This window comes from Stenotrophomonas sp. (genome assembly GCF_050737075.1).
Lineage (GTDB): Bacteria > Pseudomonadota > Gammaproteobacteria > Xanthomonadales > Xanthomonadaceae > Stenotrophomonas.
The window spans coordinates 11,687-36,684 of the sequence record NZ_JBOHXV010000013.1; the positions used below are offsets into that span (position 1 = coordinate 11,687).

Here is a 24,998-nt window from a genome sequence, read left to right on the forward strand (position 1 = left end):
TCAGGTTCCGTCGCCCTGCACGTCGAAACGGCCGGCCAGGGTCGCTGCGGTCATCGCATCGGCCATCACCGCAGCGTAGTCGTCCAGGGCGATGTCCGGCTGCAGTTCGAACAGCCGGTCTCGCAGATCCTCCAGCGACTCGGCCTGGTTGACCAGGTTGCGGACCAGATCGACCCAACCGCCACCGACCGCAGCCAAGCGGCGATCCAGCTGGCGTGCCAGGGGCGACGACGGATCCAGCGAGGCGCGATTGCCATCGGCAAAAGAGGCCGGATAGTGCCGGCGCAGCAGGGCGACCACAGCATGGCCAGCATCGGCAAACTGCGGCCCATCCAGGGCCGTAGGCGGCGATGCCGGCTCTGCCGGCGGCTGCACCGTCTCGTAGTTGGGGCCATAGGTCTGCTCGATGTAAACCTGCTTGGGCCGGTAGCCCAGGCGCAGCAACTTCTCATCGCGGGACGCCATTGCGTCCAGGTCTTCGGACTCTTCCGTGACGCGGAACACGCGCGGGATCGCCGCCCCTGGGAAGTTCCACTCGGTAAGCCAGCGCGCCGGCCCCCTGGTGAAGGACTCGCACACCAGATCGGCATCGGCCTTGATGATGTCGGCACGCACCTCCCGCTGCAGCTGATCGTTGCCCAGCTTTCCGGGCGTGCCTTGGGTGCTGGCCGTCTGGCCGAGCACGACCTTCTGGATGGTTGCATCCATGTAGTCCTGCATGGCCTTGTAATCGGCGGTGCCGCTGCGGCCGGCTTCCAGCAGCATCAGCTCCATGCCCTTGGGCATGATGATGCCGCTGTCAGTCTGGATGGCCCGGGTGGCCTGCAGCAGTTTGTTGCGCTCAGCATCGGTGGCTTCGGCCTCGTATTTGCCCACCGCCGTGGGCATGCCGAACTTCTCCAGGAAGATCAGCCAGAACTTCAGCCCGTTGCGCTTGAACAGCACCGGCCAATACAGCCAGTGGGCCAGGCCCAAGCCATAGGGCTCGTCGTCGTGATCGGCGCCGCAGCAGTAGTTCCAGAAGTACGGTGCGGACGCCGGCACACCCTCCGCCATCTGCGACTGGGTGAGCAGACGTAGGTCGCCCTCTTTGCCGAAACGGAAGCGGCGGCGATTGCGCACCTTGATGGCCTCCAGGCCGATGCGGCTTCCATCAACTTTGTAGAGAATCTCCGCCGGGGCATAGCCGTAGAACACGCCGAAGAGCATCTTGCGGGTCACATTGTCCCAGCCAACGTTGTGCAACTGCTCGCGCAGATAGTCTGCCGCCACCCGGTCGATGCGCTTGTCGCCGCCTGGTTCAACCTGCCATTCACAGGCCACCACGGAATCTTGACGTGACCCGAACGTGGTCTTGACTTCCGGGTCGGAAAGCACCTGTTCGTAGATCTGCAGGTCATAACCGCCGCGATTGCGCAGCACGCTGTCGAAGGGCAGTAGCAGCGGCCCGGTGTAGCCCCGGGTAATGTCGATACCGTCGGCGGTGGTAGCGATCTCGCGGCCGATATCGGGGCGGGAGCTGGTCATACGAATCCTCCAAAATCATTGCCGCCGGCCACGGTGCCGAAGCCCTGGTCGGTCACTGTGCCGGCCACGCCGTCGGCGCGGCCATCGCCGATGTAGGCGCGCTGTCCAGTCGATTGGTACTCGACGGGCGCGTGCACTACGTGGTTTAGCGCCGCGAACTGCATCAAAGCCCCGGCGATCGCGCCGTCACCGTGACGGACCAACTCAGCGTCCTTGAGGTCTTTGCGCTCCAGCTTGGGGACCATCGGAATACCGTCAACAAACTCCACGGCGCGATGGTCATCCTCCAGCGAGGCGTCCCTGGGCAGGGTGATGTAGCCATCTTCGAAGAGGGCGATGTACTTGTTCATCCACTCGCCATACCAGGGGCGCGACAGCGTAACCTCATGCACCGGGCCGCCGTCGTAGCGCCCGGTTTCTTTGTTGAGTTCGGCACGGCCGTACCTGTCGCCCGTGTACTCCATCAGCGTCTGGCCGGGACCGGTGGCATCACCGGCAAACGTCCAGTTGTTCAGATAGTCCAGCAACGCCCACAAAATCTGCTCCTGCTGGCGGGTAGGCGCATTGGCCAACTCGATCAGGAACGGGGCGTCTCGGCGCAGGTCTTGGCTGATCTTGGCTGGCACGATCACCGAGAAGTGGCGATGGCGCGCGAAGTCCATGCCCACCGCCCAGCGGCCGCTGAACCCCGTCCCGGCCTGTTTCATCGCCGGCAGCAGGGTGATCGCAATCCAGGAGGCGCACCAGATCTCGCGCTCCTTTTCCGAGCGTTTGGGAAAATCGTCATCGAACACTATGCGAAGCACCGTCCGGACCTCGGGCATGGCCCGTTCGATCCATACTGAGGGAATGGCCGAACCGTCGCCATCGCGCGGGATGACGTCTAGTTCCTCGCGCATAGCCGCCTTACGGGGGCCATAGGCTGCGCGGATGCCGGTGTACCAGTTCTTCTTGCCTTGAGCGGTGGCCGGGATGCCACGCATGGCGCAAACACGCTCATACAGGCCATTGGAGACAGCATCATCGAAGGTGATGCGGATGACCCCAGCGCGCTTGCCATAACGCCCGGCCTGCACGTCCTGGACGAGCTGGTTGAATGGGTTCTTCTTTCCACGATGGGTGGACCACACTCGGATCCGGCCGCCCCAGATCAGCAGCGCGGTGGCTGACTCAAGCACCTTGGCCACATTCTTGTGCAGCGCTGCCTCATCGATATTGACCACGCCCTGCAACCCGTGAATGTTCTCCGGGCGGGAGGACAGTGCGGTGATGCGATTGCCACTGGCGAAGCGGACGCGGAACGCCTGGATCTGATTACTGGTTCCATCGGGCCGCTGGTCATGGAAAATGTGTTGCTCGATGCGCGTGGCCTGGCCACGGGCGATGATGGGCGCGAACTTGGCCACGTAGCCAATGTATTCCAGGCCCTTCTCCCGGGTGTCGGCCATGTACCAGACAGAATCACCGCCGGCATCCTTGGTTGTGGCGGCAGTGATGGTATCGGTCAACGCTTGGGCGAAGGTGATGCCGGTGCGGCGCCCCTTCTCGCAGACCGCGATATCCAAGTCCTGCTGCATGCGGATCCAGTCGGACTGGTGGGCCATCAGCACGCCGGCCGCGGCCGGATTGAAGTCAGCCGACACCTGGCGCACGCACTCGGGGAGTTCATCCCAGTCAAGTACTCGTTCGGTATCCGCCAAGGGCGCAGGCACTGCCACTTACTTCACTCCCATGAGGACGGTCTCACGCCAGAAGCCGGCATCGTCGGCGGAAAGGCCACGGGCCAAGGCCGCGCCCTCCACGCGCTGGGCCGCCTCCAGGAGCGCGGCCTTCCTGACTTCGACGCCCCACTTGTTGCGGCTCACAGATGCGCGGGTGAGGGTTGCAATGTTCTTCGCGGCCTTTCCCAGGATGGCAATGCGCTCGCCGGGATCGTCCTCATCCGCTGCTTCCTGCAGGGAAAGCAACGCCTCAAAGATCTCGGTCTGCACCAGGCTGATGATTGCGTTGCTGCGCTCGTCGGCATCGTCCGGGGCGGCCTGGGAAATAAGCCGGGCCGCTTCCGTGCTGGCACGGATGGACGACAGTCTGCGCTGAAGGTTCTGGCCGTAGACCCCGACAGCCGACTTGCCGATGGTGAAGCCGTGGTCGGTGAGCCATTCGGCCAGCTGCACGTAGCCGCTGAAGCCGTTGGCGATGAGCTTCTGCTCCAGCTCGGCCCGGATGTGATCTGGAAGTTGCTCGATGGCGCTGCGCGGGGGCATGACTACCTCACCAGTACTTTTCGGGGCGGGCAATGCCTGGCTCGCACTGGGCGGTGTACTCGACGATGTCGGTTCCCAGGCGGGTGAGGTCCGCCCACCAACGTCCATCCGGCTTCTTGTCCAAGGACACCATGCAGCGGTCCTTGACGTATTCCAGGGCGCGGCGCACTTCCAGCTGCGTGGCGTCCGGGTACAGGGCCTGTGCGGTGCTGATGAGGATCTCCTCATAAGCGCCATACGGGGACGCGTTGTGCAGTGCGAGCAGCATCACCCAACGCATCTGCTCCCGCCGAACTTTCTCCATGTCCAACTTAATGCTCACGTTTTGCCCCTTGAATCTGGATCGTCTTGATGTCCGAGTTGATCGCGTCGAGCTTTGCCTCGATCACGGTCTGGCCACGGATGTAGTCCTCCCGCCGGAGATATCTTTCCGGCAGCTCCAGGCGAAGCTGCAGCAGCTGCCGTTCCTGGTCACGCCAGCCTTCAGCGGCACGTTCGAAACCCGCCATGCGCTGGTCGATGCTGGCTTTGATCTGGCCGGTCCCCCATTTCACGAGACCGACCAACATGCCCGCACCAGCAATCAGCAACGAGATCACCTGCCACAGTTCGAGCACGATCTTCATTCCCCGGCGTCTCCTGCCGTGCGACTGGTGGGCGCCAACAATTTGGCGCCACCGAGACGGCCTGACGTAGCTCGGTCATCGTTCACTCGCTGCAGCAGCTGCTGCCAGGAAAGCTCACGAATCAGCGCATCGAAAGCGCAGGGAGTGGAGGTTCCATCCGGCAACTTGCAGTTGGCCGACGGCGGCGGCGGCGCTTGCAGCGGCTCGGTCAGCGTGGCCGGGAGCTCGGCGTACACGATTACCGGCCACTCGATCAGTTCAGTGCGGACCGGTGCTTGCTTCGTCTCCCCACAGCCCCCGAGCCAGAGCAGCGCAAACAGCAGTAGTGCGCAGCGCGTTGCAATCTTCATCGGATGTCACCTTGTTGTTGAGGGCTTCCTGCCGCCTGGCGGCTCGGCGCTCAAGCATGGAGATTCGGTCAGCACGGGCATCGAGCTCGGCGATTGCGGCCTTCTGTTGTGCCAACTTGGCGGCCGCCTCTCGCTGGAGCGACGCGCGCAGGGACACCGCTGTACCTGCATTGGCGTCTGCCCTGGAGGTTTCGTCGGCCTTGCTTGACGCCAGTGCTGTCACCTGACCCTGGAGGTGTTGCACCTCATCGTCGCGCCACTGGTAGCCGGTGACGAACCCACCACCGATGAGCGCGGCAAGGATCAGGAAAATTCCCGCCACCTGCAGGCCCAGGCGGTTCATTCGTGGACCGCTTTGCGCGCACGGCGCAGCCGCCACCAGGCGTAGATGCTCGCCCCAACACTGACCACGACTGCCGCGCCAGCAATGATCCGGATCGAGCTGGGCAGTGCGCTGGTGGCCATCGCCACGGCATTCATCGACTGCACCGCCGGCAGCAGCTGGTTGACCCCTTCCACTACTGCGGCCGTGCCGCCGGCGGCCAGCGCGGTGACGGTGGCAGTGGTGGCGGCCTGCGGCGTCGCCACCAGCGCGGCACCCCCCGGCCTTACGATGCCAGCCAGGCGCAAACCCTCTTCGATCACATCCGAGGGGTACGGCTGGGATCCGTTTTCGTGACGGATGATCGCCTCCACCAGCGGGCGCATCCGGTTGTATTCATGGGTATTGATGAACTGGTCCACGCGTACGCCCAGGGCACTGGCAACCTGATTGGCGTAGGCGCCCGTATCGTTCTCCACCGGTGGCGCCCAGCGGGCAATGATCTGCTTGACCGTGTTGCAGCCGTGCCTGTCCTGGTAGTTGATCAGCAGGATGCACATCGCACGGATGCCCCAGGCCGGAGTGCTGAACACTTCGAAGCGGCTTTCAGCGCGCTGCGCGGCCGTCATCTTGTCGCGCGCCATCCGCCCCTGCCACTTATTGGCACTGCTGCGATCAATGTTTCCTGGATTGTTGTTGCGGATGCCACGCGATGCCATAGCCAGCTCCTGTTGAGAGATGGCCGGCGGTGCAGGACGAGGGTCTGCCCCGCCGGCCTGGTGCGCCCCCACGAACGCACCAAATCGATAGGGCCAGTCTCCGCGCACGTGCCGCGCGGGTCATTTGCACGAGTTCACAGGAAAACCTCGCGCGCGCGCGAGATAGTCGTGGACAGCTACCAGTCCTGGCATCAAGGCGTAGGCATGCTGCACGCAAACAAAAAGGCCGCCCAGTACGGGCGGCCTTCATGGACTGCATCGAGACGGCGATCTACAGGGAGTAGTCGAAACGAATCTCCCTGGGATCCGAGCCTGGGCGCTTGACAATGGCAGTCACCTTTCCAGGTCCTGGCTTCTTCTCTGCCCCTTGGGTTTCACTGAGATTTTTGAAGGAAAGACTGATCTCACTCACAGTTTCATCCGCTTCAAGACCGTCGATAGACGGGGGCGCGGTGTCCAGCCTCAACTTGTACTTACTCATCGTTCGCTCTTCTCGTGCACCAATTGGCGCGATTCCCTTGCCGGTTCGACCATCAGACGCGCCCTATCTGCGTCGGCGAGTTGCACCCCGCTCAACTGCAAAATCCGCTGGAAGGTTCCGTCTGTACTGAACACCAAAACGACGCGCTTGGATTCGGCGCTGGTCTTGCCAGACCACATGCTCGACTTGGCCAGCACGTGGCTCCAGCCGTAGGCAATGGCGCCACTCTTGCCAACCGTCGAGGATTGCGGCTCCGCACCAAGCAGCTCGACAGCCTGGGGCAACGTCGTTTGGCCCACCTGCAGCTTCGACACGTTGGCGGCGTCGAAGTCCTCGCCGATGGTGGCCTTTGCACCAGTCAACAGAACCACGGCCGCAATGGCCAAGCAGAACTTTCTCATGACGATTTCCTTTTGGTGACTGGATGCTTCCGTTCTACATCTGGAGGGGCGCCAACAGCTCGAGCCTGGTCATCCAGGACAGCGGCGGCGAAACCGTCAATCGTGCTGAGCAACAGATCCGATTGCCCCAACGCGGCGCCTACCAATACGTCACGCACCAGCATCTGGTAGCGAGCGGGTAGATCCAAGGCGGCCGCTTTGTGTGACGCGTCGGACAGCAACTTCATCCGGCGCCCGAGTTCGGCGTCTTCCGGGCGCAGGAAGACCGGGCGATCCCCGGTGGTGAGGAACTCAGGGCGAACGTGAAGTTTCTCCACTAGAGCCCGCAATTCATCGGGGGACAGCTTTTTGACCCTCCCCGTGGTGAGGCTTTTCACCCGATCGACAGACACGCCAAGGCTTTCAGCCAGATCGACCTGCCTGAATCCCCCGTCTTCCATGATCTGGCGGATGAGTGAAGAAACCACACGAAACCCCTTGCAAGGTGTAATTTTTACACTTAGGATTGTTCCTGAGACGTCAACGGCGTTTTGCCACCCCGGAAACAAGAAACGAAGGATAACCCATGCGTTCCACAACCCCCGGCTTTGATCTTCACAAGCGGGTACGTGCCGGCTTCCTCTTGCAGGGCACGACCCTGACCCAGTGGTGCCGCGAGAACGGCACGCACATCTCCAACGCGCGCGGTGCGCTGCTCGGCACCTGGGACGGGCCGAAAGGTCGGGCGATGCGCAGCCGAATCGTCAGTGCGGCGCGTATCGAAAAGATCGAGCACAGCGCGGTGCAGGCATGAGCACCCCATCCCAGCAGCCGGTCCGCCGTGCGCTCCGCCTGCTGTTCGTACTGCAGGGGCACACCCTTGAAGGCCTTCGGCTCAAGCAGATGGCCGACGCGCTCCAGGCGACTCCGTCGACGGTCCTGCGTGACCTGGAGGTACTGGCCGACGAGGGCATCGCCGAGCGGATCCCGGGCCGTGATGAGTACTGGCGCCTGTCCCCCCGACTCATCCAACTGGCCCGCGCCCACGAGCAGGAACTGGCACGACACCGCCAGCGCCTGGAAGAAACCGAACAGCGTTATTCCCGCAACCCCAACTGATACAGACGAGGCAAGCAATGACTGATAAGAAGAGCGCCGGTCGCAACGCACTGGCAGCAGCTGAAAAGGCCGGCCCCGAGTTCATTGGCAAAACGCCGATCGAAGACGCGCAGGCGATGGAGGCGCTCCATACGCGCCAGACCCAGCTGGTTGAGCAGTTCGGCGACGGCCTGCCGTGGCACCCGGACCACTACGAAGCGGCGATTCGAAGCGAACTGAAGCGCGGCTGCGATGCCTTCCTGCGGGCTGGCCGCTACCTTCTGGTGGCTCGGGAGTGCGCACTCCACGGCGAGTGGAGCGGGCTGCTGGAGCGCCTCGGCATGGAGAGCCGCCAAGCCCAGCGGATGATGGAGGCCGCTCGCCGAATTGCCCTGCTGCCAAATGCGACGCGGGCGACGCATTTGATCGAGGCCACAGGATCTCAGTCGAAGTTGATCGAGCTGCTCTCCCTGCCGGATGACCAGTTCGTAGAGCTGGCCGAAACCGGGGCCACAGGCGGGCTTGACCTCGACGAGGTTGAGGAAATGACCCGGGATGAACTTCGCAAAGCGGTACGCGAGGCGCGTGCCGATCTGGAGGCGAAGGACCAGCGCATCAGCAAGCTGTCCGATGACCTGAACAAAGAACACGAGAAGACCATCAAGGCCCAGCGCAAGTGGAAGAGCGCCAGCCCCGATGAGCAGCAGCTGCAGCTGCAGCATGCAGTCACTGATGCGGAAGCCACCATCGTCGCTGAACTGGGCGCGAGCAAGAGTGGGCTGCGCGGCGCGGTCATCGCGCTGGCCGACCACTGTGACCAGAACAACCTGGACTGCGATGCCTTCCTGGGCGACGTATTTGCCCGACTGCTGGACGGGGTGCGCAAGGTGCGGGACGACGGCCAGATTGCAGCGCGGATTCCGATCCTGCGCGACCTGGGCATGGAGGGCTGAGAATGTCTGCCGAGGCTCTCATCAGTGCGGCCGCCAGCGAACTGCTGAGCGCGCCGCACGGCAGCAAGGGTCGCATCGCGGCGCAGCTGGCCGAGCAGATGGGTTGCTCGGTTCAGACGGCCTACCGCCGCCTCAGTGCCGTGATGGCATCAGTCAAGCCGCGCAAGCGCCGCAGCGATGCCGGGGAAATGTCGCTGTCCCGGGAAGAAGCAAGGACCATCGCGGCGCTGGTCGAAGAAACCCGGCGCCTCACCGGCACCGGCACGCTGCCGGTGGAGGATGCCGTCGACATCCTGCGCGCGAATGGCAGGATCGAAGCCGGCCGCGTCGACAAAGGCACAGGCGAGTGGCTCCTGCTCAGCACCTCATCGATCTGCCGTGCCATCCGGCATTACGGCTATCACCGTGACCAGTTGGCCGCGCCGTCCCCGGCGGCGCGCCTCTCTAGCCCACACCCGAACTACCTCTGGCAGATCGACGCCTCGGTAAGCCGCCAGTTCTACCTGGCTGACGACGGGGCACAGGTGATGGACAAGCGGGACTTCTACCGGGGCAAGCCCGGCAACTTCACCAAGATCGCTGACCGCCGTCTGTGGCGCTACGCCTGTACCGACCATGCCAGCGGTGCGATCGAGGTGTTCTATGTCCTTGGTGCAGAGTCCAGCGCCAACCTGCTCAGCGCGTTGATTCATGCGATGACCAAGCGGCCCGGCGGAACCATGCACGGCATCCCCAAGATGCTGATGATGGATCCCGGTAGCGCGGTTACCGCCGGCACCACGCGCAACTTCATTGCCGCCTGCGGAATCGAACTGATCGTCAACGAAGTGGGCAACGCCCGCGCCAAAGGCCAGGTCGAGAACGCGAACTACCTCATCGAGACGCATTTTGAAGCCGCACTCAAGACCCGCGCGCCGGTCACGAGCCTGGAGGAAATCAATACCCTGGCTCAGCAGTGGTCTCGAGCCTACAACGCGACGAGGATGCATACCCGCACCGGTATGACCCGACGCGATGGCTGGCTGCGCATCACGCCTGAGCAGCTGGTTCTCGCTCCTTCGGTGGAAGTACTTCGGCAAATGGCCACGACCGCGCCGAAGCTGTGCACGGTCCGAGACTGCCTGATCCGATTCAAGGGCGAGGTCTTCGACGTGCGCGGCATTCCCGGCTTGATCAATGGTCAACGGGTGAGCGTCGTAGCCAATGCCCTGGACACCGCAGGCAGCATCCGTGTGCTGATGCCCGGCGAGACGGACACCGCGCCGGTCCATCACCTGGCGCCGCGTGTTGGGCGCGATGCATGGGGCTTCCTTGAAACTGCCGCGCAAGTCGGTACCGAGTTCAAGGCTCTGCCCGAGACACCTGCCGATGCGGCCCGCAAGGAGCTGGAGAGGGTTTCGATGGAGGTCACCACGGACGCTGAGGCAGCGGCAGCACGTAAGTCCAAGCGACTGTTCCTGAACGGGCAGATCGACCCTATGAAGCATCTGCGCGAAGCCCTGATCGCTCCCAGCCTGCCGCGCGCCGGCACCGCCTCCACCTTGAGCGCGCCGGTAGTCGCGGAGCGCCGCATCGAACCAGAGCCTGTTCGCGCAGAGCTGGCCCTCCTGAACCATGTAGAGGCAGCCATGCGCCTCAAGCCCCTGGTCGAGCGGATAGGTGTTGCCTGGGAGCCTGACTTCTACGCCCAAACCGCCACGCGGTGGCCGGAGGGCATGCCGGTCGACCAGGTCGAATCCTGGGCTGTCGAGCTCGCCACCCCGAAGCGCAGCGGCCTGCGGGTTATCGAAGGAGGTGTGGCATGACGCTGCGGCTGAAAACGCTCCTCGCCGACGCCTTCATCAAACAAGGAGCGCTCGCAGAGGCGATTGGCCTGAGCCGGCCCGCACTGAGCGCCCTGATCAACCACGGCCAGCTTCCTGCCCGATACGACCGGGCTGTTGTTGCGGCATCGATCACCAAGTTCCTGCAAAACCACAGCGCGCCCAACGCGGTGCGCTGGGAAGAAGAAGAGGAGCCGCCGTGCGTCAACACGGCGGCCCCGGATTCCCCACTCGACAACCCCGCTATCAACGAAATCACCGACGAGGAGATTCAGATGCTACTCCGTAAGCAGACCCTGACGCCGCAGGCCCGCCGCCACTTTGGCCTGACGGCCGATCCTTTCGCCGACCCGGCCAGCGCCGACGAGGTGTTCCTCAGCGCCGATATCCGCTATGTGCGCGAGAGCATGTACCAAGTCGCCCGTCACGGCGGATTTATGGCTGTCATCGGTGAATCCGGTGCCGGCAAGTCCACCCTGCGCGAGGAGCTGCTCGACCGCATCCGTAGGGAAGAGCAGGCAATCATCACCGTCGAGCCCTACGTCCAGGCGATGGAGGGTACCGAAAAGAACGGCAAGACCCTGCGCAGCCTGCACATCGCCGAAGCCGTGATGTCGGCCGTGGCACCTCTGGCCAAGACCATGAGCAGTCCGCAGGCGCGCTTCGCGCAGCTGCATGCGGCACTGCGCGACAGCGCAAGGTCCGGCCATAGCCACGTGCTCATCATCGAAGAGGCTCACTGCCTGCCGCTGGCGACGCTCAAGCACTTGAAACGCTTCCGCGAACTGAAGGACGGGCTACGTCCACTGCTGTCGGTGATCCTGATCGGCCAGCCCGAACTGCAGGTCAAGCTGTCCGAGCACAACCCCGAGGTGCGGGAAGTGGTGCAGCGCATTGAGATCGTCAACCTGCCGGCCCTGGATGCGGAACTGGAGGGCTATCTCACCCACCGGTTCAAGCGCAATCATCTGCCCCTTGAACGTGTCCTGGACAGGTCGGCAATCGAGGCGCTGCGCGCCAAGCTGACGCCAACTCGTGGCGCCGCTTCGTTGCTGTATCCGCTGGCGGTCCAGAACGCCATCACGGCAGCAATGAACCGCGCCGCCGACCTGGGCGTTCCGGCCGTGACCGCCGACGTTGTGCGGGGGGTGTGATATGGCAGCTACGCCTCGTACTGCACGCCTGTCCCTCTCGCAGCGCATGTACGTCCGCGCCTTGCTGATCGAGCGCGAGCTCCCGGTCGATCGTGTGACGGCCATGCATCGTGCCGTACTGGAGAACGCCGGCATCTGCTGGCGTCCGGGGCAATCGATCGATTCGCTCCTGGACACCATCACCCAGGACGGGCTGGCCGCGCTGACCGACGAGCTACGCGAAGACGCAATCGAGGAGGGCTGACATGTCCACCTACGAACACGGTTGGGGCTGGCCGCTCCGGGCAAACAAGCCGCACTACTTCATCGAGGGCAGTTCGCTGTGCGGCCGCTGGAATGGCTACGGCGGCCCCCTGGAGAGCGGGCGCGGCCGGGACCAGCATGACTGCCAGGCGTGCGTCTCCGCGCTGGCGAAGTCACCAGCAGCGCAGGCACCCGCTGCGCCCGACGCCACCACGGACGCCTTCGGCGGCGTTCTACACACGGAGGTTCGTCACTGATGCAACTGGCCCTGCTACCTCAAGAGTTGACCCCTGATGCGGTGCTCTCGGTGCTGCAGGGCCGACGCGGCGCCGCCAACGGGATCACCGCACGTGACCTGGTCTACGTGCTTTCGCAACGTATCAACGCGGGCGATGAACGAAAGCTGCGCCAGATCATCGAAAAACTGCGACGCGACGGCTACCCGATCTGCGCACATCCCGCTTTCGGATATCACTTCGCCGCGGACTCCACTGAGCTTGAACGCGCCTGCTCCTTCCTGGTGGGGCGCGCCATGACATCGCTGCAACAGGTGTGCGCCATGAAGCGCGTGGCCATGCCCGACCTGTACGGCCAACTTGGGCTTAAAGCGCCCGACAACGACGAGGAATCCAACCATGACGCGTGACCGCAAATCCGATGTCCTGCTCGCCGCCGCGACCACCGCGCGTGAGCTGGAGAACGCCGGCATCCAGGTGCTATCCCATTACAGCAACGGCCGCCGCGCTGTGCTGATCATTGATCGCCCGCCGCCGATGATCAGGGGGGCACTCAAGCGGCGCCAGCCCAACGGCATGGGAGGGCAGGACCGGATCATGGCCGCCGAGTACCAGGGCATGCAGTTGGAGTGGACGCAGCGCGCTCCGGCGCTGACGGAGGTGGCCAATGGCTGATCAACCGCGATTCATGGTGGTGCCGTTGGAGTGGGCCGCCGGGCCAGGCTTCGTCGACCAGGAAGAAGCGCTGGGTGTTGCCGCAATGAAAACGCGCGCCGATAGGCAGCACCGGGCAATTGTGCGGGTGGTAGCGACGGTCACGCCAGACCCGACGCCTGCGGTGGTGGTGACCAAGTTCGAAGACGCAATTGCCGACGACGTCGAGGTGAGCCCGTGAGCGTCGAGAACTTGAATGTCCTGGCCCAGGCGGCGATAGCGAAGGCGCTGCAGAAAGGTGTGGTGTTGGATTCCCGCAGCCTGGCCGACCTCGTGATGGCGCAGGGCTATCGCTACCGCCCCTATGTCCAGGGCCTGATCAACCGTGCCTACCTCGCGGGGATGCTTGTCCGCATCGGTAGCGATACCCCGAAGAAGTACTGCCTGGCCAGCGACTGGAAGATCGATGAGTCGTCGCTTCTGGTCGCACAACAGCACGGAGGCCACTCGCCCGGCCGCGTGATCCGACAAACGCCAGCTGATAGCGCCGCGAAGGCCGTGCTGGCACACCATCCGCTCGCCTATGAAGGCCCCGCCTTCGACAAGGAATCTCTGGCTCCGAGCCTGGGCACCGTCTGCATGTCCCAGGAAGAGCTTGAGGGTGAGCTGCCGCCCTGGCTGGGGCACCGGATTGTTGACTCGCTGCACGCCCACTTTGATCGAATTTTTGACGACGCGGAATAGCGCCTGGCGCCACACGTCATCCACCCACAGGAGCAACACAATGACCGATATCACCGTACCTGCAGGATTCCGCAGGAACAACCAGGGCCACCTGGTTCCGGAGAACCAGATCCGACCGATCGACCAGGCCCGGGATGAGCTTGTCCAGGGGATCGTGGTCGGCGCCAAGGCGCTGCGCAAACTGCTGGTGAAGTTCCGCCGGCAAACGTTCGATGACGTACAGGCGTTCGTGCAGCTCAGCGCCGAGCAGTATGAGGTCAAGCTTGGCGGCAGCAAGGGAAACCTGACCCTGATGTCCTTCGACGGCGAATACAAGGTGATCCGCGCGATCTCCGAGACCATCAACTTCGATGAACGCTTGCAGGCGGCCAAGGAACTGATCGATGAATGCCTTCGCGAGTGGACCGAGGACGCAAAGCCGGAGGTGGCGGTGCTGGTCCAGGACGCGTTTCGCGTCAATACGAGCGGCGAGATCCGCACCGGCAGCGTGCTTGGCCTTCGTCGCTTGAATATCCAAGATGCCCGCTGGCAGCGAGCGATGCGCGCCATCGGGGAAGCGGTCCAGGTGGTGGGCAGCAAGACCTACCTGCGCATCTACCAGCGTGACGAGCGTGGTGCCTATCAGCCCATCAGCCTCGATATTGCGGCGGTGGACCATGAATGACACCACGCCTCCTCAGGCTGGCTTCGTGCTGATGGTGCTGGCCAGCGACATTGCAGACGCATGCGTCCGCTCCGAGGTGGAACTCTATGCCCACGAGCTCAAGGACGACGCTGGCCACCCCATGTTCGACACCCGTCGTCCGGCGTACCAGGCCGATGACCTGAAGAGGGTGAACCAGGCTCTGCAGTACATCGAACTGCGTGGCGATGTGTTCCCCTGGGTGCTGAAGCGCCGCCTCGACTCGCCCACGATCGTGCAATTTTTTGACAAGGAGAACGGTGATGGACGGTGAGCAGCGAATTGAGACGTCCTGCCCACACTGCCGTCAGCCCTCTATGAGCGCCACGCTCAGCACGGCGTCACACGACAGTGAGCTACTCAACCTGGTTCTGGAGTGCAGAACCACCGATGGCGGCTGCGGCTCTGTGTTTTCCCACATCATGGCCATAGCTGATATGCAGGGGGTGAAGTGATGTTCTTCCGCAATCTCACGCTGTTCCGTTTCCCGACCGCAACCGATTTCTCTGAAGTGGACACCCTGCTGCCGCAGGTGCTGCTCAAGCCGGTCGGCCCGCTTGAAATGAATTCGCGCGGCTTCATCTCGCCGTTCGGCCGCGAGGAAAAGGCCGTGTTCTCGCACCGCATCGGCGACGCCCTGTGGCTGACCGTGGGCGGTGAGGACAAGATCCTGCCGGGCGCGGTGGTCAACGACCTGCTGGCGCGCAAGCTCGAGGAAATCGAGGAAAAGGAAGGGCGCAAGCCCGGTGGCCGCGAGCGCAAGCGGATGAAGGACGACCTGCTGCACGAGCTGATGCCGCGCGCCGTGGTGAAGAGCTCGCGCACCGATGCGCTGATCGACCTGGCCCACGGCTTCGTGGCCGTGGACAGCTCCAGCCGCAAGACCGGCGAGAACGTCATGTCCGACATCCGTGGCCTGCTCGGCAGCTTCCCGGCGATGCCGCTCAACGCCGAAGTGGCGCCGCGCTCGATCCTGACCGGCTGGATCGCCGGCGAAACGCTGCCGACCGGGCTTAGCCTGGGCGAAGAGTGCGAGATGAAGGACCCGGCCGAGGGCGGCGCGGTGGTTAAGTGCCAGCACCAGGAACTGCGCTGCGACGAAATCGACAAACACCTGGACGCCGGCAAGCAGGTCACCAAGCTGGCCCTGGTGTTCGAGGACAACCTGTCCTTCGTGCTCGGCGACGACCTGATCGTGCGCAAGCTGAAGTTCTTGGACGGTGCACTGGACCAGCTCGAGCACGCTGACGATGACGGCCGGCGCGCCGAACTCGATGCCCGCTTCGCGCTGCTGAGCGGTGAAGTGCGACGTCTGTTCCTACTGCTGGAACAAGCATTGCGGCTGTCTAGCGCTGAGGTAAGCCATGAACGTTAAGCGCTACAAGATCGAGCAAGAGTGGGGTGATGCCGAGGTCACGCTGGATGTCGACCATGACAGGTTGACACCGAAGTTGGCCACGCAGATCAACAGCTTCTGGACGGGGGCCAGCGATCGACTGGACAGTGCCGGCGGCGACGTTGTGCTCGCTGTGATCAAGCTGGCTGCAGCAGAGTTCCTGGGCTGGGTGTTGGATGTCAACACCAGCTATTCCACGATGGGTATGCAGCAGGAGTTCGATGACCTGGAAGGTTGGCCGTCGTCTACACAGGCCGGGATTCGTCTTTGGGATTGGGATGGTCGGCCCGACCTTGACCCGGACACATTGAAAGTCTCGGAAGTGGAGGTCGAACGTGGCTGACCGACAGGCGCCGCTCACCAAGAAATCACAGGTAGTGGCTGTGATTGAGGCCGGAGGCCGGATTGCGCAAGCAGCCCGGCCTGGTCTGTTCCGCCTGCTGGACCGTGCCGGCCAAGAAATCCCCGCGTGGCAGACCGCTATCAAGGCGGCGCACGCGGCCCTCACCGACCAGGTGAAGCCATGACCCGCATGCGCCAGGCTGGGGGCGCCCGTAACCGGGTGCTGGCAGCAATCCACGCCGGTGCCAAGAAGCTGGGTCTGCCCGAAGACGTCTACCGCGACTTGGTGCAGCGGGTTTCGGCTGAGCATGGCGAAGCTGTACGCAGCGCGGCCAAATGCAGCCCGCAACAGTTGAGCGCGATCGCCAACGAACTACGTCGCTTGGGCGGGATGCCGGCCAAGCGCGACAATGCAGCGGAGCAGTGGGCAGGCCGTCCCAAGGGCGATCTCAGCCCTCAACTCGCCAAGGTCGAGGCCCTGCTGACTGACGCTCACAGGCCTTGGGCTTATGTTCACAGCATGGCCACGCGTATGTTCAAGGTTACCCGCATCGAATGGTGCAACAAGGATCAGTTGCAGAAGGTGATCGCAGCGCTCCAGTACGACGCCAACCGGCACAGCAGCAAGGCGGCGGCTCGCTGATGCTCGCTTCTTGCCCCCACTGTGCCTTCCAGGCGGAGATCGAGGCGTTCTTTACGGACGACGACGGGAAGCGTCTGGCGGCAATCATGGCTGAAGTGTCACCTGACTGCGGGCGCGCTGTGCTCGCCTATCTGCGCCTGTTCAAGCCGCCCAAGACCAGCCTGCGCGCTGCACGGGCGGTGAAGCTGGCCCGTGAGGTGGCTGACCTGGTGAAGGCCGGTACTGTCTGCAAGGACGAGCGTTCGGGAATACGTCGCCCGGCGACGCCTTCTATGTGGGCGGCCGCCATCGAACAGATGCTCAGCCAGCGTGATCGCCTGAGTTTGCCCCTGGATAGCCACGGCTACCTTCGGGCCGTGGTGTTCGGTCTTGCCGACTCCGCCGACGCCGCCGTGGAGCGCCAGCGAGAAGAGGACGCCCGAAAGGGCAAGCATCTACGCGATTCCACCGGGATCACCCCATCGCCACACAAAGAAAGCCCCTTGGAACGGCAGATGACCTGGATCGCCCACATGGTGAACATGGGCGCATTCACCCCTGAGCAGGCTGAGCACGAGCGGGCGGAAGCCCGCAAGAAGTACGCCGAGGATGCCCAATGACCAGGAACGCGATGGAGGCTCGCCGCAGCGAGCTCTTGGCCGATGCCGCCGCCCAAGCGGCCGACACCGCCCGGGAAATGGGCCTCAGCCAGGACCGCGCCGACCAGATCGGCGCTGCCGTCGCCGATCGCCTGGCCGAGAACTGGTCCGGCCAGGTGCTGTCCTTCCCCAAGGACCACGCGTTCAAGCTCTCCCTGCGGGAGCGTGAGATACTCGCCGCCCACCGGGACGGAGCCAGCTACTCTGAGCTGGCCAGGAAATACGACATGACCGAACGCGGAATTCGCAAGTTGATCCGGCGTGCCGAGCTGCGCGACCGGAACCTCAACCAGCTGGGCCTTTTCTAGGCTTCTGCTCTATTGCATGTCCTGCAATGTTGTTGCGCGGCGGGCTTTTTTTTTCCGCCTTCTTCCGGGTTCTTCCGGCTAGATATCGCAACCTCCCCCCTGATATATCTCACCCCTGCACAGATGCGCTCTGGGCTTTCGCTCACTCCCCCACATCCCCCGCACCCTCACACCGCTTCCCCTCCACACACAACCGATCCAACAACGCCAACGCCACCCCATTGCTCCACCCGAATCCGTCCTGCAACGGATACTCGCCGCCGCCGCCACCACCGGCAGAGCCATCCACCACATACTTCTCCACCAGCTTGCCGTCGCGGTCATACACCGCCTGCACGGTACGCAGGAACCGCACCCCGATCTGCCGCGCCAGCGCGTCCTGCCGGTAGCGCTGCAACCCTTCCACCGCCACCCACTGCAGCGGCGCCCAGCCGTTCGGCGCATCCCACTGCTGGCCGGTGTTCTCCGTGGTGGTCAGCAACCCGCCTTCGCGCAACAGCTGCGCCTGCACACCCTGCGCGGTCCGGCGTGCCTGCTCCGTGCTGGCCACCTTCAGCCACAGCGGATAAAGCGCGGCGGCGGTGAGGGCAGGGCGGGGCGTGCCGCGTTCCAGATCGCGGTCGGCGTACCAGCCCTGCCGCTCATCCCACAGCAACGTGTTGATCGCTCGTTTCCGTTGCTCGGCCAGCCGTGCGAAATCCCGTGCCGCCGCGCGTTCCCCCGCTGCGCGACTCGCCCGGGCAATCGTGGTCTCCAGATGGAACAGCAGGCTATTGAGATCCACCGGCACGATTTCGGTGGTGTGGATACTGCCCAGCTCTGCCGGATGGACCAGCCAGCGTGAGCTGAAATCCCAGCCCGATTCGGCCCCGGCGCGCAGGTCGCGATACACCTGTGACGGCGCGCGGTCCGGCACGGTCGCCGCCGTGGCCAGATCGTCCGTCCAGGACTCGGTGCGTGGCACCGCACGCGCATCCCAGTAGCGGTTGAGCAGGCTGCCGTCGTTCATGCGCACCACCCGCTCGCTGACCGCACCTGGGGCCAGCCCGTCGGCACCACGCATCCAGAACGCGTGTTCGGTACGCAGTTGTGGCAGGTAGCGCCGGTAGGCGTCATCGCCTTCGTGCGTGGCAAGCAGCTCGACCATCAGGCTGAAGAATGGCGGCTGCGAACGGCTCAGGTAGTAGCTGCGGTTGCCATTGGGGATATGCCCGTACTGGTCCAGCTGCCAGGCGAAGTTGTCCACCATGTCGCGCACCTGCTGCCAGCGCCCGCTGGCCGCCAGCCCCAGCATCGTGAAGTAGCTGTCCCAGTAGTACACCTCGCGGAAGCGTCCGCCGGGCACCACGTAGGGGTTGGGCAGCGGCAGCAGCGAGCCGCGCGGGTCCACCGCCGCGGTGGTGCGCGTCAGCACCGGCCACAGTCCCTCGATATGCGCGCGCAGTGTCTCGCCGGCAGGCGGGACGTAGGGGACTGTATCGCCGGGCACGCTGAAGTGTTCGGCAACGAACGCTGGCAGGTCGAACCCCGGTTGTGTCCGGGCACGCTGCCATTGCGCGACTATCGCGTTGATGTCGCTCTGGGGTACGGCGTCGGCGAAGGTCTTCTGGTCATTGAACAGATGCGCGCGCTGTACGTCCTGGAACAGCGGCTGCCATTGCTCATCCGGCGGCGTCTGCGAAGGGACCTCGGCCGCAGCCGTGGCAACGAACAGCACCGAGGCCAGCAGCAGCCCGGTCAGGCGAACAGAGGGGAGCATGCGGTGCCTCCAGATGACATCCGGGCACTCTACGGGCGCCTCCGTCAACGGCAGGTGGGGCAGGCATGCACGTTGCGCAACCGCACCATCTTCACGCAGTCTGCGGGACCCGCTACCATCCGCACGGGGGCGCGTCGCTGGGGAGCGGCGCACCGTGAAGTCGCTCATTCCATGGTGGGTAATTCGAGCCTTCCGGTCGGTGCGACCGGATGTCAGGGAGAGATCGTATGCGCAGGATGATGTTCGCGGCGGTTCTGCTGTTGGCAGTGCCGGGTATCGCAGTGAGTGCCCCACAGGAACCGGCCAAGCTGGTGGCCAGCCATGGCTATGCCTATGCCTCGTTCTCCAAGGGAGGGCGCGATGCGCTCGTGGTCAGCCCGGTGGGCAGCAAGCGTGAGATCCGTATCGAGATGGCGGCCCCCGTTCCGGCCGTTGCCAACATGCAGGCGCTGGGCATGTGGTTGCCCGCGGGCAGCTATCGCATTGCCGGTTGGGGTTTCCTGAAATGGAAGGATGGCCCGACGTTCGAGATCAAGCCCGGCCGGGTTACCGACCTGGGTGACTATGTGGCCGTGAGTGTCGGTGGTTACAAAACCGTGGTGCTGCCCATCACCCATGCGGAGCATTCGGGCGCGGTGGCAGCGGCAACGCAACCCTTTGCCTCGCTGCTGACCGACCCCGTGCCGCTTCGGCCCGCGAGCCTGGCCCTGTCGCCGGCCATGGACCCTGGCATGACCAACACCGGTCTGGGACTGATCGGCGACCTGCTGATCGCCTATGATCGCAAGGTCAATAAACCGTCCACGATCGAGGCGCTGATATCGGCCAAGGACCCGGACGAGTTTCTCCGCCTGATCCGCACCGTCACGTTGCCCGTGCAGGACGAACCGGCCATCCTCGCCGACGGCACGATGTACTTCCCGGCCGACTTCGGGCAGCTGCGCAGGCGCACGCCCGACGGCGAGTGGAGCAACGTCGGCATGGATACCCTTCGCAAGATCATGTCGGTGGAAGCGCAGGACGGGCGCCTGGTCGCGGGAAGCGACGACGGGTACATCCGCGAGAGCCGCGATGGCGGTATCACCTGGACCCCGCTCGCATCGCTGGGCAGCATGCGGTCGGTCGTGGACATCGACCATGCGGCCGGCCGCTGGGTCGTGACTACCTCGGAGAACACCGATCCCTTCGTGGCAGGGCGCATCCCGCTGGTCCCGCGGCTGCAGCCGCCGGCCAAGACGGTACGCGTGCGTGTGTATGTCGCGCAGCTCGATGACCTCAGCGATCTGACGCTTTCCCGCGAGCTGCCGTTGGAGGGCAAGGACATGTGGGGCTGGGCGGGCGTGCAGGGGCAGCTGGCGGGCAGCCGCTACTACCTGCTGGCCGGCAACACGCCGCAGCGACTGGATCTGGACACCAGGCAGTGGAAGGCGATTCCCCCCAGGGAGCGGACCTCCACGCTTCGGGTCAATCCTTCCTCGGGTGTGCTTTCGGCGCTCTGGAGCCAGGGCGCCTTCTCGAAGGTCTATTACTCGACCGATCACGGCGACACCTGGCAGCAGATTGGCCGTCCGCCCTACGTCATCCTGGACGTCCAGATGGATACCGCCACCTCGGGGTGGTCGACCCGCTGGAACGTCAACACGTGGGGTGGCGTCTGGGAGCTGTACGCCTACTCGGCAAAGAAGGACGATTGGGATATGACCGGCGAGGCGCCCTTCAACTGCAAGCCCCTGCGGGCAAGCGCCCAGGCGCCGGTGCTGTGCATGGCCACGGACTCCAGCATCTTCGCCTTGCGCGACGGGGCCTGGAAGGTCGAGTTTTCCGCGCAGTAAGCCGGCCATGGGGCCGTTCAGCCGGCCGAGGGCCGCTTGCGCCGGGGCGGATTGACCCCCGGCGCCCGCCCCCTTAGAATTGCCTGCTCAGCCGGAATAGCTCAGTTGGTAGAGCGGCGCATTCGTAATGCGTAGGTCGTAGGTTCGATTCCTATTTCCGGCACCAGCACCTCGAAACCGGACCTCTACGAGACAAACCGGATTCACCCCGAAACGCCCGAGCCACAACGGTTTCGGGCGTTTTTTGTTTACGTCATCGCAACGGTTCACCCCGACTCGCCCGCGCCACCTCCCCACGGATTCCCCATAAGATGCTCCCCATGGCGAGCATCCAAAAACACGGGAACAAGTGGCGTGTGCAGGTCTACGTGGCCGGCGTGCGTGATTCCACGACCAAGCCGACCAGGCAGGAAGCGGCACAGTGGGCACTTGAACGCGAGGCCGAACTGAAGGGCGCGAAGTTGCCTGACAGAACGCTGTTGGATGCGCTCCGCCGGTTTGCCGACGAAGAGTCGAGCAAGCGCGCTGGGGAGAAGTGGGAAGTGCTGAGGCTGCGCTCGTTCGAGCGGGAGGGGATGGCGGATCGACGCATCGCCGCTCTCGCAGCCAACGACTTTGCCGACTGGCGGGACAAGCGCCTGACCCAGGTAAAGCCGGCTACGGTGGCAAGGGAAATGAACTTGCTGCGCTCGGTGTTCGAAGTGGCGAGGCGGGACTGGCGCTGGATCCGCGAGAATCCGATGAAAGACGTGCGCTGGCCGAAAACGCCGAAGGGCCGTGCACGTCGCATTACCCCCGACGAGGAGCGCGATATCACCGCGGCCTTCGGTCTGCAAGACGAGCTGTCCGCCACGACGGCCACGAAGCGCGTGGGCTTGGCGTTCCTGTTCGCGATGGAGACGGCCATGCGCTCAGGCGAAATCCTGGCGATGACCTGGCCAAACATCCATTTGGACACGCAGTTTGTGCATCTGCCCAAGACGAAGAACGGCGACTCGCGTGACGTGCCGCTGAGTCGCCGTGCTGTGGAGATCCTGCGCGCGCTGCCGCTGGGTTTCGGTCCGGTGTTCCAGCTGGAAGCCGATGATCGCGATGCTTTGTGGCGGAAGGTGCGCGATCGTACGGCCCATCGGTCCATCCACTTCCATGACACCCGGGCCGAGGCCATCTGGCGTTTGTCCAAGAAGCTGGACATCCTGCAGCTGGCCCGAGTGATCGGTCACCGCGACCTCAAGTCTCTGATGATCTACTACGACGAGTCAGCGTCGGAGATGGCGCGCCGGCTGGGTTGATTTTTCGCTCGTCCTGCGCCCACCGGTCTACCTCGGTCTTTCGCCATTTCTTCTCGTTTCCGATCACCAAGGGCGCCGGGAAGGACGAGCGGCAGGCCACGCGCTCGAGGAAGCCACGACGGTTCGGAGTGCCGTCCGCCGTGGCCAGGCCCAAGAAGACCGCGCAAGAGTCGGCGCTGAGCCAGCGGTCGCCCTCGATCAGAGCGGCTAAGGCGGCCAGGGTAGAGTCATGCTCCGTCATGGGGAAACCTCCTTTCCTGCAAGGCGTTCGTCTTGGTAGCCCTGCAGATCGATGAGAGCTCGCACGAGCGCAAGGCTGCTCTTGAGCAGCAGCGCGTCCAAGTGTTTTCCCGTGTCCATAAGCTGGATGGCCTTCAGTGCTTTATCGCGGATGAGGGTCAAGTCCTCGGCCATCGCCCGGTAATGGTTCCTCTGCACGCCCTTCGGCACCGTCTTCGCTTGGGCTTTGCTCGCGAGGATGAGCGCAGCTAGGAAGCCCGGCATGCGCTCAAGCAGCTCCCGCGCTGAACGCAGTTGGCCGCACCCCACCAAGTCCGTGAACTCGTCGATGCCGGCTACCAGCTTTTGCAGGTCGGTGACCCCTACGGCGGTCATGCCACTCGCCTCGTCGTGTTCGCGGCCGTGATTGATGCCAAGATTTTCAGATCCGCTTTATCGATGTACTCCCCGTGGCCGATTGCGGCTTGGTAGTAGACATAGAGCTTGGGTCCGCCCCGATGCATGACATAGCGCACCAACTGCCTGCCGTGGAGTTCAACGACATAGATTCCGTCGTAGCGCCACTCGGTATGAGCCAGATTGGCCAGCAGGACGTCCCCCTTCTCGAACCTGGGCGCGTTGAGGTTGTCCTGCACGAGTACGTGCGCAAACCCCTCGGCGGGCGGCGGGAACATCACTGACGTGTGCGCCTGCAGCTCGCATGGAACGCTCGGAGCGATCATGAGATCACCTCCCGCGCCCCGTGAATGCGGCGCATGTTGTGAACCGTCTCGTGCAGCTCGTTGAAAATCTTCAGCCCACGAACGCGCACCGCTTCGATCGTGTCGTGCCGACCCTGCAGGTGGATCTCAAGAAGCATGTCCCGGCAGAAGGACTCCAGCTTCTCGCCGGCGGGACCCGCCGGCCATCCAATGGGGAACCCACGCTGAGGCCGAGCGGGGAAAGGAATCACGTTCGTACAGGTGTTCACGCCTCCCCCTTCGACTGGAGGGTCGCCATCTGGTATTCGTCCATGCGGATTTCTTCTAAGCAGCCCTCGGATACGTTCAGCAGCTCGAAAATGGCAAGGTTCAAATTCTCGGTGACGCTGGGTGACAGGCCTTCGTAGGTGTACTCGTCATAACAATCACGGGCCAAGTCAGAGCGGGTCTTGTCCTCGTGCAGGACACTGTGGATCGCCTTTATCCCCTTGATAGAGCGCTCGATCCGGAAAAGGCGATTGGTGATCGCCATATTTAGCGGATTTTTTTCCCATGCCTGATCGTAATATTCCCTGCCGCTCGGGTGGGAGAGGGAGGGGGCGTCCAGGGCGTCATCAACCGCAGCGGCGACTGCGCCCAGGTCGAGCGTCGGGGGTACACTATTGTTCGCCATGTTGGCATCCTTGATCTTGGTCGTGATGGGACTACTTGGCAGACGGCTCGGGCGTTGACGCGCTCGGGCCGTCACTGTTTTGGTGCGCTGACCTGCAGGTGGCGGGGGGCGCTGATGACGACCCGGAGGTTCCCGTCGCGCGCCTTGAGAACGACGGCTTCTATGCTGTCGCCGATGCGGATAATTCCGCCTTCCTTCTGGTTTACGACCTTCGCCCCAGGCTGGGACGGCGGCGCATTTGCGCCTGTCAGGTTTTCCTTACACATGAATCAGGTTTCCTTTATTCACTGATGTGAAGTAGGCTGTAACGGTGCGAAGACCTCGCCCGATGCTTTTTCGTGGTCAAAAATTAGGCGCTGGTTCTGCCTGTGTATCTCGGCAACCCGAAGCGGTACGACGACCGCTGCGAGGAACACCAGCGAAGCCCAGGCGATGCGCGGAACGCGAATGGGCCTGCTTTCTCGGCTCATGGATCACCCCTCGAAGCGCTGGTAGTAGCCGGATCCACTGCGCGTGGCGATGAAGAGGCAGCCGTGCGCGGCCGAGATAGCGCTCAGCGAGAAACGTTCCCAGCGGCCCCAGCTATGACGGCTGTGCATGTGACGGGTGAGGTTCTTGGCTTTCATGCCGGATCACCGTTTACGCCGGTTGGGCAGACGCGGACGGCTTCGACGACTTCGCCGTACCGGTTGGCCCAGCTGGCGACAGCGCGGGTAGCTGCGTCTTCCGCGTTGACGCCTGGGACGATGAACATCTCGTCGCCATTGCTGAGGATCACGGTATAGGTTTGCTCGGGCGCTGCCGGGTGGTATTCACCGGTGACCGCGAGGTTGTTGTTGCCCTGTTGCATCTTGTGCCTCCCATCTGCCGGCGTCGTGCCGCGATGGGGCTAATCTATGGCATCCCATAGAACGGTGT

39 protein-coding genes and 1 tRNA gene are annotated in these 24,998 nt (G+C 63.8%); 22 read left to right on the forward strand and 18 right to left on the reverse strand.

Annotation, left to right across the window (positions count from 1 at the left end; all coding sequences use genetic code 11):
* The 10 genes from ACREPD_RS04670 to ACREPD_RS04715 all read right to left on the reverse strand — a co-directional run bounded on the left by ACREPD_RS04670 (position 1) and on the right by ACREPD_RS04715 (position 7,157).
* Positions 1–1,527, reverse strand: a complete 1,527-nt coding sequence (locus tag ACREPD_RS04670) for a DUF935 domain-containing protein (protein WP_431598225.1) — start codon at positions 1,525–1,527, stop codon at positions 1–3.
* Complete coding sequence (locus ACREPD_RS04675; protein ID WP_431598226.1) at positions 1,524–3,227, reverse strand: hypothetical protein; 1,704 nt, start codon at positions 3,225–3,227, stop codon at positions 1,524–1,526. Before ACREPD_RS04675 ends, ACREPD_RS04670 begins: the two co-directional genes overlap by 4 nt.
* Positions 3,228–3,245: 18 nt before the next feature.
* Positions 3,246–3,791, reverse strand: coding sequence for a DUF3486 family protein (locus ACREPD_RS04680; protein WP_431598227.1), 546 nt, complete (start codon positions 3,789–3,791; stop codon positions 3,246–3,248).
* A 7-nt stretch (positions 3,792–3,798) separates the two neighbouring features.
* The gene (locus ACREPD_RS04685; protein ID WP_431598228.1) at positions 3,799–4,113 is read right to left on the reverse strand and encodes a hypothetical protein; all 315 of its coding nucleotides are present in this window, start codon (positions 4,111–4,113) and stop codon (positions 3,799–3,801) included.
* Positions 4,103–4,417, reverse strand: coding sequence for a hypothetical protein (locus ACREPD_RS04690; RefSeq protein WP_431598229.1), 315 nt, complete (start codon positions 4,415–4,417; stop codon positions 4,103–4,105). Before ACREPD_RS04690 ends, ACREPD_RS04685 begins: the two co-directional genes overlap by 11 nt.
* Positions 4,418–4,675: 258 nt before the next feature.
* Positions 4,676–5,110: a hypothetical protein gene (locus tag ACREPD_RS04695; protein ID WP_431598230.1), complete on the reverse strand. Its 435-nt coding sequence runs from the start codon at positions 5,108–5,110 to the stop codon at positions 4,676–4,678.
* On the reverse strand, positions 5,107–5,808 hold the full coding sequence (locus ACREPD_RS04700; RefSeq protein WP_431598231.1) for a hypothetical protein: 702 nt from the start codon (positions 5,806–5,808) through the stop codon (positions 5,107–5,109). The genes ACREPD_RS04695 and ACREPD_RS04700 overlap by 4 nt, the downstream gene beginning before the upstream one ends.
* Positions 5,809–6,079: 271 nt before the next feature.
* Positions 6,080–6,289, reverse strand: a complete 210-nt coding sequence (locus tag ACREPD_RS04705) for a hypothetical protein (RefSeq protein ID WP_431598232.1) — start codon at positions 6,287–6,289, stop codon at positions 6,080–6,082.
* Complete coding sequence (locus ACREPD_RS04710) at positions 6,286–6,690, reverse strand: hypothetical protein (protein WP_431598233.1); 405 nt, start codon at positions 6,688–6,690, stop codon at positions 6,286–6,288. The genes ACREPD_RS04705 and ACREPD_RS04710 overlap by 4 nt, the downstream gene beginning before the upstream one ends.
* Positions 6,687–7,157: a helix-turn-helix domain-containing protein gene (locus tag ACREPD_RS04715; RefSeq protein WP_431598234.1), complete on the reverse strand. Its 471-nt coding sequence runs from the start codon at positions 7,155–7,157 to the stop codon at positions 6,687–6,689. The genes ACREPD_RS04710 and ACREPD_RS04715 overlap by 4 nt, the downstream gene beginning before the upstream one ends.
* A 98-nt stretch (positions 7,158–7,255) precedes the next feature.
* Here ACREPD_RS04715 and ACREPD_RS04720 point away from each other — a divergent pair, with 98 nt between their 5' ends.
* The 19 genes from ACREPD_RS04720 (at position 7,256) to ACREPD_RS04810 (ending at position 17,583) form a co-directional block, all read left to right on the forward strand.
* Positions 7,256–7,483, forward strand: coding sequence for a hypothetical protein (locus ACREPD_RS04720; protein ID WP_431598235.1), 228 nt, complete (start codon positions 7,256–7,258; stop codon positions 7,481–7,483).
* On the forward strand, positions 7,480–7,788 hold the full coding sequence (locus ACREPD_RS04725; RefSeq protein WP_431598236.1) for a helix-turn-helix domain-containing protein: 309 nt from the start codon (positions 7,480–7,482) through the stop codon (positions 7,786–7,788). The genes ACREPD_RS04720 and ACREPD_RS04725 overlap by 4 nt, the downstream gene beginning before the upstream one ends.
* Positions 7,789–7,805: 17 nt before the next feature.
* Positions 7,806–8,720 (forward strand): hypothetical protein, encoded by a 915-nt coding sequence (locus ACREPD_RS04730; protein WP_431598237.1) that lies wholly within the window; start codon positions 7,806–7,808, stop codon positions 8,718–8,720.
* A gap of 2 nt (positions 8,721–8,722) precedes the next feature.
* Positions 8,723–10,525, forward strand: coding sequence for a hypothetical protein (locus tag ACREPD_RS04735; RefSeq protein WP_431598238.1), 1,803 nt, complete (start codon positions 8,723–8,725; stop codon positions 10,523–10,525).
* Positions 10,522–11,697: an ExeA family protein gene (locus ACREPD_RS04740; protein ID WP_431598239.1), complete on the forward strand. Its 1,176-nt coding sequence runs from the start codon at positions 10,522–10,524 to the stop codon at positions 11,695–11,697. Before ACREPD_RS04735 ends, ACREPD_RS04740 begins: the two co-directional genes overlap by 4 nt.
* Before the next feature lies 1 nt (position 11,698).
* Positions 11,699–11,941, forward strand: a complete 243-nt coding sequence (locus ACREPD_RS04745; RefSeq protein WP_431598240.1) for a hypothetical protein — start codon at positions 11,699–11,701, stop codon at positions 11,939–11,941.
* A gap of 1 nt (position 11,942) precedes the next feature.
* On the forward strand, positions 11,943–12,197 hold the full coding sequence (locus ACREPD_RS04750; RefSeq protein WP_431598241.1) for a hypothetical protein: 255 nt from the start codon (positions 11,943–11,945) through the stop codon (positions 12,195–12,197).
* Entirely contained in the window at positions 12,197–12,586 is a 390-nt protein-coding gene (locus ACREPD_RS04755) for a hypothetical protein (RefSeq protein ID WP_431598242.1), read from the forward strand. Before ACREPD_RS04750 ends, ACREPD_RS04755 begins: the two co-directional genes overlap by 1 nt.
* Entirely contained in the window at positions 12,576–12,851 is a 276-nt protein-coding gene (locus tag ACREPD_RS04760) for a hypothetical protein (protein WP_431598243.1), read from the forward strand. The genes ACREPD_RS04755 and ACREPD_RS04760 overlap by 11 nt, the downstream gene beginning before the upstream one ends.
* Complete coding sequence (locus ACREPD_RS04765) at positions 12,844–13,071, forward strand: hypothetical protein (protein WP_431598244.1); 228 nt, start codon at positions 12,844–12,846, stop codon at positions 13,069–13,071. The genes ACREPD_RS04760 and ACREPD_RS04765 overlap by 8 nt, the downstream gene beginning before the upstream one ends.
* A complete protein-coding gene (locus ACREPD_RS04770) occupies positions 13,068–13,574 on the forward strand; it encodes a hypothetical protein (protein ID WP_431598245.1) in 507 nt (168 codons plus the stop codon). Before ACREPD_RS04765 ends, ACREPD_RS04770 begins: the two co-directional genes overlap by 4 nt.
* A gap of 40 nt (positions 13,575–13,614) precedes the next feature.
* Positions 13,615–14,238: a DUF3164 family protein gene (locus ACREPD_RS04775; protein WP_431598246.1), complete on the forward strand. Its 624-nt coding sequence runs from the start codon at positions 13,615–13,617 to the stop codon at positions 14,236–14,238.
* Positions 14,231–14,530 (forward strand): hypothetical protein, encoded by a 300-nt coding sequence (locus ACREPD_RS04780; protein WP_431598247.1) that lies wholly within the window; start codon positions 14,231–14,233, stop codon positions 14,528–14,530. The genes ACREPD_RS04775 and ACREPD_RS04780 overlap by 8 nt, the downstream gene beginning before the upstream one ends.
* Positions 14,531–14,710: 180 nt before the next feature.
* Positions 14,711–15,631, forward strand: coding sequence for a recombination-associated protein RdgC (locus ACREPD_RS04785; RefSeq protein ID WP_431598248.1), 921 nt, complete (start codon positions 14,711–14,713; stop codon positions 15,629–15,631).
* Positions 15,621–15,995 (forward strand): DUF2528 family protein, encoded by a 375-nt coding sequence (locus ACREPD_RS04790; protein WP_431598249.1) that lies wholly within the window; start codon positions 15,621–15,623, stop codon positions 15,993–15,995. The genes ACREPD_RS04785 and ACREPD_RS04790 overlap by 11 nt, the downstream gene beginning before the upstream one ends.
* Positions 15,988–16,179, forward strand: coding sequence for a hypothetical protein (locus ACREPD_RS04795; protein WP_431598250.1), 192 nt, complete (start codon positions 15,988–15,990; stop codon positions 16,177–16,179). Before ACREPD_RS04790 ends, ACREPD_RS04795 begins: the two co-directional genes overlap by 8 nt.
* On the forward strand, positions 16,176–16,637 hold the full coding sequence (locus tag ACREPD_RS04800; protein WP_431598251.1) for a phage protein GemA/Gp16 family protein: 462 nt from the start codon (positions 16,176–16,178) through the stop codon (positions 16,635–16,637). Before ACREPD_RS04795 ends, ACREPD_RS04800 begins: the two co-directional genes overlap by 4 nt.
* Positions 16,637–17,236: a hypothetical protein gene (locus ACREPD_RS04805; protein WP_431598252.1), complete on the forward strand. Its 600-nt coding sequence runs from the start codon at positions 16,637–16,639 to the stop codon at positions 17,234–17,236. Before ACREPD_RS04800 ends, ACREPD_RS04805 begins: the two co-directional genes overlap by 1 nt.
* A complete protein-coding gene (locus tag ACREPD_RS04810) occupies positions 17,233–17,583 on the forward strand; it encodes a Mor transcription activator family protein (RefSeq protein ID WP_431598253.1) in 351 nt (116 codons plus the stop codon). Before ACREPD_RS04805 ends, ACREPD_RS04810 begins: the two co-directional genes overlap by 4 nt.
* A 142-nt stretch (positions 17,584–17,725) precedes the next feature.
* Here ACREPD_RS04810 and treA read toward each other — a convergent pair whose 3' ends face one another.
* Complete coding sequence (treA, locus tag ACREPD_RS04815) at positions 17,726–19,342, reverse strand: alpha,alpha-trehalase TreA (RefSeq protein ID WP_431598254.1); 1,617 nt, start codon at positions 19,340–19,342, stop codon at positions 17,726–17,728.
* A 281-nt stretch (positions 19,343–19,623) separates the two neighbouring features.
* On the opposite strand from treA, the gene ACREPD_RS04820 reads away from it, so the two are divergent.
* The 3 genes from ACREPD_RS04820 (at position 19,624) to ACREPD_RS04830 (ending at position 22,466) form a co-directional block, all read left to right on the forward strand.
* A complete protein-coding gene (locus ACREPD_RS04820) occupies positions 19,624–21,174 on the forward strand; it encodes a hypothetical protein (RefSeq protein WP_431598255.1) in 1,551 nt (516 codons plus the stop codon).
* 90 nt (positions 21,175–21,264) lie between these two features.
* A tRNA-Thr gene (locus ACREPD_RS04825) sits at positions 21,265–21,340 on the forward strand.
* Positions 21,341–21,494: 154 nt separating this feature from the next.
* A complete protein-coding gene (locus ACREPD_RS04830) occupies positions 21,495–22,466 on the forward strand; it encodes a tyrosine-type recombinase/integrase (RefSeq protein ID WP_431598256.1) in 972 nt (323 codons plus the stop codon).
* Between the two features lie 237 nt (positions 22,467–22,703).
* Here ACREPD_RS04830 and ACREPD_RS04835 read toward each other — a convergent pair whose 3' ends face one another.
* From ACREPD_RS04835 to ACREPD_RS04865, 7 genes are all read right to left on the reverse strand, one after another.
* On the reverse strand, positions 22,704–23,081 hold the full coding sequence (locus tag ACREPD_RS04835) for a hypothetical protein (protein WP_431598257.1): 378 nt from the start codon (positions 23,079–23,081) through the stop codon (positions 22,704–22,706).
* Positions 23,078–23,428 (reverse strand): hypothetical protein, encoded by a 351-nt coding sequence (locus ACREPD_RS04840; RefSeq protein ID WP_431598258.1) that lies wholly within the window; start codon positions 23,426–23,428, stop codon positions 23,078–23,080. Before ACREPD_RS04840 ends, ACREPD_RS04835 begins: the two co-directional genes overlap by 4 nt.
* A complete protein-coding gene (locus ACREPD_RS04845; protein WP_431598259.1) occupies positions 23,425–23,565 on the reverse strand; it encodes a hypothetical protein in 141 nt (46 codons plus the stop codon). Before ACREPD_RS04845 ends, ACREPD_RS04840 begins: the two co-directional genes overlap by 4 nt.
* 107 nt (positions 23,566–23,672) lie before the next feature.
* On the reverse strand, positions 23,673–24,080 hold the full coding sequence (locus ACREPD_RS04850; RefSeq protein WP_431598260.1) for a hypothetical protein: 408 nt from the start codon (positions 24,078–24,080) through the stop codon (positions 23,673–23,675).
* A 71-nt stretch (positions 24,081–24,151) separates the two neighbouring features.
* Entirely contained in the window at positions 24,152–24,346 is a 195-nt protein-coding gene (locus tag ACREPD_RS04855) for a carbon storage regulator (protein ID WP_431598261.1), read from the reverse strand.
* Positions 24,347–24,553: 207 nt separating this feature from the next.
* Positions 24,554–24,706 carry a hypothetical protein gene (locus tag ACREPD_RS04860; protein ID WP_431598262.1) on the reverse strand — a complete coding sequence of 51 codons (153 nt, stop codon included), beginning with the start codon at positions 24,704–24,706 and terminating at the stop codon, positions 24,554–24,556.
* Entirely contained in the window at positions 24,703–24,930 is a 228-nt protein-coding gene (locus ACREPD_RS04865; protein ID WP_431598263.1) for a hypothetical protein, read from the reverse strand. Before ACREPD_RS04865 ends, ACREPD_RS04860 begins: the two co-directional genes overlap by 4 nt.
* Between the last annotated feature and the right edge of the window lie 68 nt (positions 24,931–24,998).